This is a genomic window from Flavobacterium sp. KACC 22758 (assembly GCF_028736135.1).
Lineage (GTDB): Bacteria > Bacteroidota > Bacteroidia > Flavobacteriales > Flavobacteriaceae > Flavobacterium > Flavobacterium johnsoniae.
This window is the reverse complement of record NZ_CP117878.1, coordinates 3773147-3785824: the sequence shown is the minus strand read 5'-3', so window position 1 is coordinate 3785824 and position 12678 is coordinate 3773147. Positions and strand designations below refer to the sequence as shown.

At 31.1% G+C, this 12678-nt stretch carries 3 protein-coding genes; all 3 read left to right on the top strand.

The features are described 5' to 3' along the window. Window positions 1-3 precede the first annotated feature (3 nt). The 3 genes from PQ462_RS15855 to PQ462_RS15845 all read left to right on the top strand — a co-directional run bounded on the left by PQ462_RS15855 (window position 4) and on the right by PQ462_RS15845 (window position 12653). On the top strand, window positions 4-780 hold the full coding sequence (locus PQ462_RS15855; RefSeq protein ID WP_274250717.1) for an SDR family oxidoreductase: 777 nt from the start codon (window positions 4-6) through the stop codon (window positions 778-780). A 34-nt stretch (window positions 781-814) separates the two neighbouring features. Continuing rightward, window positions 815-5032, top strand: a complete 4218-nt coding sequence (locus tag PQ462_RS15850; RefSeq protein WP_274250716.1) for an AMP-binding protein — start codon at window positions 815-817, stop codon at window positions 5030-5032. A 388-nt stretch (window positions 5033-5420) separates the two neighbouring features. After that, window positions 5421-12653, top strand: a complete 7233-nt coding sequence (locus PQ462_RS15845) for a non-ribosomal peptide synthetase (protein WP_274250715.1) — start codon at window positions 5421-5423, stop codon at window positions 12651-12653. Window positions 12654-12678 lie beyond the last annotated feature (25 nt).

Here is a 12678-nt window from a genome sequence, read left to right as displayed (position 1 = left end):
AAAATGAAAAACACCAATAGAGTAGGAATTATAACGGGCGCAAGCTCAGGTATAGGCAGAAATACAGCATTACGTATCGCTTCTGATGGTTTTAGAATTGTTTTAAACGGAAGAAACGAAAAAGAACTGGATTTGCTAAAACAGGAAATAAATACAAAAACCGGAGCAGAAACAGCAATTGTAGTTGCTGGTGATGTTACAGATAAAGAAACTCTCGAAAAATGCATAAAGGCTTGTAATGAGCATTGGAATTTAAGTCCAAGTCTTTTTGTGGCCTGTGCCGGAAGAGGATTACCAGGAACTTTAATTACTTCTGATGAAATGCAATGGGAAAATTTATGGCATATAAATGTGCTTGGATTACAGCATCAGCTAAAAGCAATTTCTCAGGTGATGATAGCCGAAAGAGAAAAAGGATCAGATACCGAAACTCCTTCAGATATTGTAGTAATAGGTTCAACAATAGGAAGAAATGTTTCACCATTTAATTCTGTTTACGGAGCTACAAAATTTGCAGTTCATGGTTTAACCGAAGCTTTAAGAAGAGAATTAGGGCCTAAAGGAATAAGGGTTACCTTAATTGAACCGGGCTTGGTTTCAACAAATTTTCAGGAATCTGCCGGCTACGATATGGATTGGTTTGCAAACTACTGCAATGAAATTGGACCGGTGCTTGTAGGCGACGACGTGGCAAAAGTTGTTCAGTTTTTAGTTCAAATGCCCGGAAATGTGCATTTAGATAATATTTCTATCAGGCCAACCAGACAGTCCTACCCATAATTCAACTTAATTATTCATTTGACTATTTTTTGAGATGATACAAGAGCAAAAAAAATTAACCAATTTATTTGAAGATATTTCAAATAATCATCCTGATCGTATTGCGATTAAGGATAGTAGTAATCATTATACGTATTCTGACTTACAAAAATATGCGCTGAAACTAGCTGTAAGATTAAAAAACAAAGGAATAAAACTCAATGACAGAATAGGGCTTTTGACTAAAAAAGATACAGCTACTATATTGTTATTTTGGGGAATTGCTTATGCAGGAGGAATACCAATATTGTTAGATGATGATGATGAAATTCTTGTACTTAAAAGCAAATTAAAGTATTCAAAACCAGCTTATATTATTGCAAGAGATCAAGATAATGATAAAGAAGGAATGTTATCGGAAACTCAGATTTTGCACGAATCAGAGCTTATGGCAGAACTTGAAAACGAAGAACTGTTAAACTCGGTTGAAATATCCGAGATCTGTTATATGATTACCACAAGCGGTACAACAGGAGTTCCTAAAGTAATTAAAATTTCGCACGATAATGTTATGCATTATGTTCGTAATTTATATGAACTTTTAAAAAGCCCGGATCAGTTAAATGCGGCACATGTTACTAATTTTTCGACAGATTTAGGACATACCAATTTTTTATTGTCTTTGATATCTGGCGGAATGCTCTATATTTTTAATAGAAATGAGTCAAGAGATCCGTCTGTTTTTAATTCTATCTTGAAAAGCGAACAAATTAATTTTATAAAAACAACACCTTCGCATATAGAAGTAATGCTTCCTTTTTTAAACTTTGGAACAGATTATAAATTGGATTTTCTGGTGCTGGGCGGTGAAAAACTACCATGGAAATTAATTAAACAGATTAAAAGTTTAAAACTCTTTTCATCTATTCTAAATCATTACGGACCAAGTGAAACAACAGTTGGAGCATTAGTTTATCCACTAAACGAAATTTTAGAAAATGAAAATAGTGTGCCTATTGGAAAACCAATTGGAAAAGGACGCGCATATCTGGTCAATGAAAAAAATGGAATGGGCGAATTGTATATTGAAGGACCCGGAGTAGGAATTGGTTATTTTAATAATGAACAGGAAACACAGGAAAAATTCTTTTTTAATGAAGAAACCAATGCTCGCGGATACAAAACGGGAGATATCTGCAGTGTCTCGGAAGATGGAAACTTTGTGTTTTTAAACAGAAATGATAATCAGGTAAAAATTAGAGGACATCGAGTTGAATTGGGCGAAATAGAATCTGCCTTAAACAAGCATGCTAAAATTTTATACAACAGATTAAATGTGTTTTATGAAAATGATACTGCTTTTATAGAATGTTTTGTAAAAGTTACTGAAAACGAAACACTTCAAAAAGAAGAACTGTTGTTGTGGCTTAAAACAATTTTACCAGATTATAAAATCCCGAGCCATATTTATATTCAGAATGAAATATTGTATACTGGAAATGGAAAAATAGATTTTAAAACATTAAGAAAACAGCATTTAAATAAAAGTACAAAGCTTTTTAAAGATTTAGATTTGAATAGCTGGGAAGATAATGTTTTATACTGCTGGCAGGAAATATTTGGTTTAGGAAATACAAACAAACATTTTTTAGATTCCGGCGGAGATTCTTTAAGTGCTATAAAATTTGTTGGGAAATTACAATTAAATGGTTTTGATGTAAGCTTAACAACTTTATACGATAATCCATATTTAGATCATTTTATTGCATTAAAAAAATCTAAAAAAAATGTTTCGGATAATACGGTTGCCGAATCATCAGATTTACAATTTACAAGTTCTCAATTGACATTTTTACAGAATAAAACCCTAGATTTAAATGCGTATACACAAAGTGTATTGTTTGACATTCAAGGTGATATTGATGTTAAGATACTGGCAAAATCAATCGAAGAATCCTTGAAATCTCATGAAAACTGTAACTTGAAATTTATCAATGTTGCTGATGATTATGTTCCGGAAAATAATTTGAATCACGTATCGCCTTTAATTGTACATAATTTAAGTTCAGAAAAATTATTTACAGACCAGCTCTTAAAAATTACTGATGATCTGGTTAATACTATTTCTATAGAAGAAGGAATTTTGTTCAAATCAGTATTACTGACAGATACTGCAAAAAATCTGAATTATTTATTTTTTGTTAGTCATCATCTTATTATTGATGCTATTTCCTGGAATACTTTAATGGAAGAAATTGTATGGAGATACGAGTCTTTTGGTCTTGAAAAGCCATTACCTGTAATCAGGGAACAAATCCAGAATCATTTTTACAAGAAAAGTAAAACTATTTTTCAGGATTTATACAAACCGTTGGGAATTAGTAATAAAATAAAGAAAATTCCAGTAAACCAGAATAATACGGGATATTCTAACTCTGTCATTTCAATAGTTGCAACTGATGAAAGTTCTGAAAAATTAAGACAGATTGAAGCCATATCAGATAATAATTTAAAATTACAAGATCTTTTTCTAAGCAGTTTTATTAGTTCCGTATTCGATTATTACAACATTCGAGAATGCTCTGTAGATGTTGAATTTCATGGAAGGCCCGAAGAAAATGCAGGTATAGATTTGAGCAGGTCAGTCTCCTGGTGGTCAACAACAATTCCGGTTGATTTTGATGAAAGCCATAGATCAGTTCATCAGTTAAAAGAATTTATGGTTCCAATTACAGGATATGCTAATACAATCAATTCTCACAGAGATATTTTTGCAGGTGATAAAAAAAACAAATCAGATATACGATTTAATTATTTGGGAAAATTTCCGGAATCTTATAGTAATTCATCTCTTAAATTGACTCCTTCACATTATACAACAAGTCCAACACGATCAAATAGAAATAACAGCGAATATAAATTATTCTTTACAGGAAGGTTTATTGGTAATAAACTAATCTTTGATATTCAATACAATACCGCTTGTTTTAACAGTCAGGAAATTCATAAAATAGCTAATCTTTTTATAGGTCATCTGGCTTCGTATACTGGTTTGGATAAAAAACAAGAATTGAATGATTTTGCTCATTTATTTTATAATAATGTATGTACAGTAGGAAAACCAATGCTTAATTTTCCAGTTAGTCAAAAAACAAAAAAATACCGTAATGCAATTTTATTAACCGGAGCAACGGGATTTTTAGGATCTAGTACGTTAAGAGATCTTCTTTTGGAAGATGCAGAAGTGTATTGCCTTATAAAAGCAGAAAATTTATATATGGCAAAACAAAAATTAAAAGACACTCTTGATTATTATTTTCCGGGCGAAATGCTGTCAGAGAAAGTCAATAATAATATAATACTGGGCGATTTGTCTAAAAGACTTTTAGGTATAGAAGACTATAGTTATTTTGCCAATTATATTGATACGGTTATTCACTGTGGGGCAAACGTTAATCTTGTAAAATCGTATGATGAACTAAACAATACTAATGTACTGGGAACACAAGAAATAATCTCTTTTTCGAAATTAGGCAAAAGCAAGACACTTCATTATATCTCGACATTAGCGGTAAGCGGTTATACACTTGGCGAAGTACAGGATTTTTCAGAACACCATTTTGATATTGGGCAAGAATTTTTGTCTGGTTATGAAAAGTCAAAATTTCAGGCTGAGAAAATGGTACGCAAAGCATTTGATGAGGGGTTAAAAGGTAAAATATACCGCGTAGGTCATATTGGTGCACATTCTGTTACGGGTAAGTTTCAAAAAAATGCCAAAGACAACAGAGTTATTCAGGTTCTAAATGGAATTATTGCATTGAATCAGATTCCTGCTTCATACAATGAAAAAATATCTTTTTCCTATGTAGATGTGATTTCAAATGTTGTAGCGTCAATGGCATTACAAAAAATAGTTTCAGACTTAAATTGTATACATTTAGAAAACACATCTTATTTTTCGATTAAGGAAATTGCTTCCATGATGAACCAAATTGGTTATCCATGTAAAATAGTAGATGATACTGCTTTTAAAAATGAAGTTATTAACTTTAAAGGTTCTGAAAAGGAGTATGAATGTATTTATGGTTATAATATTTGGGTAAACCGATATTTATCACAAAAAAGAAATGTAAAATACATGAGTAATGAATCAAATGAATTGTTTAGTAAATATGGACTTGTTTTTCCTGAATTATCAAACAGCTGGCTCAAAAAACTAATTGTTGGACAGTTGAAATCTGAAAGCATTGAAGAAGTTAGTATTTGGTAAAATCTGTTTGAAATCTGTATAATGCTATCCTAATAACACAGATAGTTATCACAAAAAAAGGGTTTGGCTTTAATTAAGCCAAGCCCTTTTTTTGTGCATAAAGCCCATTTTTTAAAGTCTTTTCTGTGATTTAAATATTATTTTAAGACTGTATCCAGACAGTGAAAGTCCGTAATTATTTTACGAAAAATCCGTAATATTTAGATTTAGGTTACTGCTACTTTTGAATAAATCAAATTGTTTATTGCATTTGAATCATTAACAAGAAACAACATTTCAGAAACTTATTTTAAAATGAATTAGTAATGAAAAATAGAAATCCAAGATAATTTTTGAGTTGTTTTTAAATATTTGAAGAATGCTTTCTAATACATAAAATTATATACAAATGAGCAAAAAAATAATCCATACCGTATTTGAAAATATAGTAAAAAATCAAGGTAGCAATATTGCTTTACAAGGCGATAAAGGAAATATATCATACCAGGAGCTAAATCAATATTCAAATAAGCTGGCTCATCTTTTGCTTCATAATAACATATCAAAAAGTGAGATCGCCACTGTTTATTTCTCAGATCCAAGACTTCAGGTTATATCATTACTTGCTGCTTTAAAGTCTGGAGCAATTTATCTGCCAATTGATAAAAAGTACAAACGAAACCATTGGGAGGAATTGTATACCACAATAATGCCAAAAGTATATATTACTGCTTCAGAAGATCTTTCGCTGCTGCATCAGTTTAGTGATTCATTCGATTATTCTATTCCATTTATCATAACATTATCAATTGATAGTCGCGGAGCGTTAGATCATAAATTGTATTCCTATTCAAATGGTGCGTATGTCGATGTTACATGTAAAACACATTTGTCTGATGAAAATCCAAATTTAGAATTTGGCGAAAACGATCCAAACTATATTTATTTTACTTCAGGTTCAACCGGTAATCCAAAAGCGGTTTTAGGCTGTCATAAAAGTTTGAGTCATTTTATACACTGGGAATCAAAAGAACTGGGTATAAAAGAATCTGATAAAATAGGATTACTGCCTTCTTTTTCATTTGATGCTTCAATCCAGGCTGTTTTTATGGCGTTAATTAACGGAAGTACACTTTGTTTAATTAATTCAGAAACAAAAGAAGATATTATTCAATTACAAAACTGGATAAGAAATTATGATATAACGGTGCTTCATATGGTGCCAACTTTGTTCAGGATTTTGAGTATTTATTCTGAAGGCAAAGAAAAAAGTCTTTCATTCCCTAATTTGAAATACATATTACTGGCTGGAGAAAAACTATACAACAAAGATGTTGTAAACTGGAGAGAATGCCACGGAAACAATACAGAAATTATTAATTTTTACGGAACTACAGAAGCTACAATTCTTAGCACATTTTATAGAATAGAAAAAGAACTTCAAGGAGAATTATCTGATGTGTTTTGCGTAGGACAGCCAATTTCAAATACTGCCATATTAATTTTAAATAAAGAAAATAAACTTTGCAAGATTGGCGAAGTAGGAAGCATTTATATAAAAACCCCATTTTTAACAAAAGGATATTACAAAAATCCGGAGCTGACAGCTGATAAATTTATCCAAAATCCGTTAACAGATTCAACAGATATTATTTATAAAACAGGCGATTACGGAAAATATGATTCGCAGCGAAATACTATCGTTACCGGAAGAGAAGATGGTTTGGTAAAAATCAATGGTGTTCGTATTGATATTAATACAATTGAACAAACGATCTTGAAATTAAAAGAGGTTGATATGGTAAAATGCCTTACTTATCAACAAGATTTATTGAGTGTAATTTTGGTATGTTTTTATAAATCAGCAGCTGTTGATGAAAACGATATCAGAAAACACTGCCTTGAATATTTATCTCAATATGAAGTTCCTTCTCGTTTTATTGCACTTGATGAAGTACCAATTAACGCGAATGGTAAAATTGATCCGGTTGTACTGAAAAAAATAATCGAAGATACATTAGCCGCAGATAATAATGTAATTGAAGATGAGACTGCAGCTAATGAAACAGAACAAAAACTGATTGGGATCTGGAAAGAAATATTGAATGTTGAAAAAATCAGACTGAAGGATAACTATTTGTTTTTAGGAGGAAACAGTATTAAACTTATTCAGTTGAGACTTAGAATTCAGCAAAATTTTGATGTAGAACTCAGCATTTATGATTTATTTACTAATCCGGTTTTAAAAGAGCAGGCAAAACTAATTGCAGAATCGAAGAAATCTGTTTTCGAAGCTATTGCAAAAGTTCAGACTCAGGAATATTACAATTTATCTTCAACACAATACAGAATGTGGGTTGTTTCGCAAATAGAAAGCAGTTCTATTGCTTATAATATGCCTAATGCTTTCCTGATGGATGGAGAAATTGATAAGTTAAAATTCAATGAAGCATTTAAAAATATTATTGAGCGTCATGAAATCCTGCGAACTTCTTTCAAATCAAATTTAGACGGAGAAGTTCATCAATATATTACACCGGTAAGCGAAACTGCTTTTGAGATTACTGAAAAGGATTTATCACATTTTAATTCATTAGAAGAAATTAAACCTTACTTAATCAGCTTAAACGCAGAACCATTTAATTTAGAAAAAGCTCCTCTTTTAAGAGCTTATTTAATTAAAGTAAATGAAAACCAACATGTATTTTATTTTACAATGCACCATATTATTGGAGACGGCTGGTCTTCATTGATTTTATTTAAAGAAATAATCAGCGCTTATAACAGCTTATTAAATGGAAGCCAGACAGAATTAGAAGGCTTAGATGTCCAGTTTAAAGATTATGTTGCATGGTCACAAAATGAAGCACATTTAGAAAAAAACAAAATTTCTGAAAACTATTGGTTAGATCAATTTTCAGGTGAATTGCCTGTATTAGAATTACCTGCTTTTAAAAAACGTCCTTTAATAAAAACCAATAACGGAAATAAAGCAGAACATGTTTATTCGGTTGAATTTACCAAAAAATTAAAGTCATTTTCAGAAACCCAAAATGTTACTTTATTCATGACTTTAATGGCCGGAATAAATACACTTTTGTCAAGATATTCCGGACAGGATGATATTATTCTTGGAACACCTGTTGCAGGCAGAGAGCACCCTGATTTAGAAAATCAAATTGGGCCTTATTTAAATACTGTTGCTATCCGTACAAAACTGGATGAGCAGGAAACGTTTAGGTCATTATTGCTAAAAGAAAAGCAGTTATTATTAAATTCATACCAGCATCAGGATTATCCTTTTGATGAATTAGTGTGGAAACTAAACTTGCCTCAGGATAGCAGCCGTTCGTTTTTATTTGATGTTTTAGTAGTATTACAAAACCAAAACCAGGTTGCTAATTTAAATACCAATGAAGAATTAAGTGGTATAAAAATAGAACCGGTAGATTTTGAGAGTAATTTTTCAAAGTTTGACCTGAACTTTATGTTCATCGAAGCAGAAAACTTAAATCTGTCAATTACTTATAATACAGATATCTACGATCAGTTTTTAATTGAAAGAATGTTTCAGCATTTCGAAATTCTTTTAAACCAGTTTATAACCAACCCTGATGCCGCTGTTAATAAAGTTGATTATTTAACAGAAAATGAAAGAACACAATTGTTGTTTGATTTCAATAATTTGACTGTAGATTATCCAAAAGATAAAACCATTGTGGATTTATTTGAGGAACAAGCTGCTAATAATCCGAATGTTACAGCAATTGCATTTGAGAAAAAAAATATTACTTACGCAGATTTATCTAAAGAAGTAAATGCATTAGCTGCTCAGCTTTTTGAAAAAAATGTTGAAAAAGGAGATAAAATTATAATTTGTTTCAACAATCATCTTGAAAAAGCAATTGCAGGACTATTGGCTGTTTTAAAAATTGGAGCTGTGTATGTTCCTGTAGATTCTGATTATCCATTAGAAAGAATCAACTTTATTCTTGAGGATACCAAAGCAAAAATTGTTATTACAAACAGTGCTGATGCAGTTATTTTTAAAGATTTTGATGCAGATATAATTGCATTAGACGAGCAAAAAGACTTTAAAAATATCGAAGAAATTCCTTTTGAAAAAGTCGATATTTCAAACAATGCTTATGTGATTTATACTTCAGGATCTACCGGAAATCCAAAAGGAGTATTGGTAAATCATAAAAATATAAACGACTATGTTTTTGGATTAAAAGCAAAGATTCAAATAGAAAATAATGACTCTTTTGCTTTAATGTCAACACTTGCTACAGATTTAGGAAATACAGTTCTTTTTGGTTCTTTGCTGACTGGGAAAACACTGCATTTGTTTTCAAAAGACAGCTTAAGAGATGTAAATTATATCCAGGAATATTATGAAAATCATTCTGTTGATTGTATTAAAATTGTGCCAAGTTATTGGAAATCATTAAACTTAAAAAGCCAATCGCCTAACAAGATGATTATTTTTGGAGGAGAAGAGCTAACCGTTGATGTTGTAGAAAAAATCAAAGCCGAAAAACCTGAGATTACCATCGTTAATCATTACGGACCTACAGAAACAACTATTGGGAAATTACTTCATGTTGTTGATCTGGAAAATTCATACGATCGTATTCCAATCGGAAGACCGTTCTCTAATACTAATGTATTTGTAGTAGATCAGAACTTTTTACTATGTCCTGTAGGTGTTGAAGGCGAATTGGTAATTAGTGGAGATGGTGTTTCAAATGGTTATTTGAATAATCTGCAATTAACAGAAACGCAATTTGTTAAGGATACACTTCTTCAAACAGAAGCAAAACTTTATAAAACCGGAGATAAAGTAAAACAATTTCCAAATGGTAATATTGAATACTTAGGACGATTTGACGATCAGGTAAAAATAAGAGGACACAGAATCGAATTAGGAGAAATAAGCAGAAACCTTGTATCAATTGAAGGCATAAGCCAATCTATTGTAACAGTGGGGCAAAATAACGAAGAGAAGTTTTTAATTGCTTATTACGTTTCAGAAACACAGTTAGATAAAAAAGAAATTCAGTCAAGTCTTTCTAAAGTACTGCCGGAATATATGGTGCCATCGTATTATATAGCATTAGAAAATATGCCTTTAACATCGAATGGAAAAATCAACAGAAAAGCACTTCCTAAAATTTCTGAGAAAGATATTATCCGAAAAGAATATGTTGGGCCAAGAAATAAAACAGAAGAAAAATTAGTTCAAATCTGGCAGGAAATATTAAAAGTAGAAACAATTGGTGTAACTGATAATTTCTTTAATCTTGGCGGACACAGTTTATTAGTTGTTAGAATTATCAACTTAATCAAAAAAGAAATAGGCTTAAATATTTCTGTAAAAACATTTTTTGAAAATCCTACTATTGATGCCTTATCAGGACAGTTAAAAGGAAAAGAAACAGAATCTTTCTTTATTGAAAAAATTGCTCCTTCTGATTCTTATTCAGTAACGGCTTCACAAAAAAAGTTCTGGTTAATAAGCCAGTTTGAAGATGCTTCTTTAGCCTACAATATGCTGACTGTTTTTAGACTTGAAGGAAATTTAATTATTCCAAAATTTCAGGAATCGTTTATTCATCTTATTGAAAGACACGAAAGCTTAAGAACCTCTTTCAAACTTAATAAAGATGAGGAGTTAAGACAGTTTATAACCCCTGTTGAAGATCTGGATTTTAGTATTAATTACGTTGATCTTAGCTCTAATAAAACAACCGAAGAAGATTTGGCTGCTTATGTAGAAAAAGAAAATGCAGTTAGATTTGATTTAGAAAAAGCGCCTCTTGTTCGTGCTTCATTAATCAAAGCAGAGGAAGGTAAGTTTGTATTCTTTATATCGATGCATCATATTATTGGAGACGGCTGGTCATCTGAATTGTTAGTTGGAGAGGTTGTTTCTATTTATAATGCTCTTGTTCAGGATAGAAAAGTAGATTTACCAGAGTTAAGAATTCAGTATAAAGATTATGCTGCGTGGCTTAACAATGAGATTAAAAAAGAAGGATATAAAATCTCAGAACAATATTGGCTGAATCAATTTTCTGGAAATCTTCCAACCATCGAACTGCCTGGTTCTAAAATAAGACCTTCGGTAAAAACATATAATGGAGATTATCTTGGGCATGAGTTTTCGGATAATTTTTCACAGAAATTACGAGATTTCTCTACAGAGCAGAATGTATCATTGTTCATGGTATTAACAGCTGGAATCAACACGTTGTTAAGTAAATATACCGGAGAAAATGATATTGTTGTAGGAACTCCGGTTGCAGGAAGAGAGCATCCTGATTTAGAAAATCAAATAGGACTCTACCTGAATACTTTAGCCTTAAGAACCAAAATAAATCAAGAAAACAGTTTCCTTGAATTATTGCAGCATGAAAAAGAAGTTATTCTGGAAGCTTATGAAAATCAACTTTATCCGTTTGATGAATTGATTGACAAACTGCAGTTAAAAAGAGATAGAAGTAAGGCTTTACTGTTTGATATCCTGATTGTTTTGCATAATCAGACAAAATTAAATAAGGAAGAAGATGAAAAGCTTGTAGACCTGTACATTAAACCTTATGCCTCAACACGTAAAACTTCGCAGTTTGATTTGTCTTTTAGATTTTCAGACAATGAGAGATTATTTCTTGAAATAAATTACAATACAGATATCTACGAAAAATCATTTATCGAAAAAGTATTTACACATTTTGAAGCTCTGGTTTCTCAATTAATAACCAAACCGGAAACAAAATTGGAACTTGTTGATTTTCTTTCAGAAGATGATAAAAAAGAAATCGCAATGAGTGGTTACTGGAAATCTGTTTTCAAAAATAATTTTTCAAATGTTGTATTTCCTTTTGAAAGACAAAGTATTGAAAGACTGAATAAATCCGGCTCTCAATTTCAGTTTTCTATTAGCACAGAATTAAAAGAAGGATTAAAGAAATTATCAGATTTAAACAACAGTGATCTTTTTACATCGGTACTATTTTCTTTAAAAACCACAATACGAAAATATACTGAAAATGATGAGGTTGCCTTACAAATTTCAATTCCGGAAGAAGCGCCTAATGAATGGCATAAATTGGATTTACCATTTGCAGCTAATATCAGCAATGATAAATTACTGCTGGATGTTTACAACGATTTGAATTTTAGGATAACAGAGATAAAGGAGAATCTTTTTACTGATTTCCAATTAGCAGAAAAAAACGCTCATTCTTTTTATAAAGAAAATGAAGAGGCAGTTTTCAACATTAAATACAACTACCATAAAAATCATGATGTTCAGGATTGGTCGCAGCCAGAATCAGCAGGATCAGAGGAGTTGGGGGTAAATGTCATTTTTAAAGAAGATGCTGCAATTACTCATAATATGTCATTTGATTTTTATGAAAATGAATCCAGTATTACTTGTATACTAACCTATGATGCTGCTAAGTACGATAAAAACCAGATTATGCTTTTCATAGAAAGATTTAATACTGTAATGAGTCAGATAACGAATAGTAAGGAAGAATTCAGCAGGCTCACAATCCGCGAGATTAGTTTTGATTATCAAAAAGAAAAACAAACAGGAAAAAGTAAAATTTTATTGGAAGAGAATTTCTAAAATCAATCTTAAAACCATTACAAAC

What these genes read in the sequence shown, in the direction of transcription:
- PQ462_RS15850 (WP_274250716.1), top strand. Translation starts at nt 815, where the DNA reads ATGATACAAGAGCAAAAAAAATTAACCAATTTATTTGAAGATATTTCA.
- PQ462_RS15855 (WP_274250717.1), top strand. Translation starts at nt 4, where the DNA reads ATGAAAAACACCAATAGAGTAGGAATTATAACGGGCGCAAGCTCAGGT.
- PQ462_RS15845 (WP_274250715.1), top strand. Translation starts at nt 5,421, where the DNA reads ATGAGCAAAAAAATAATCCATACCGTATTTGAAAATATAGTAAAAAAT.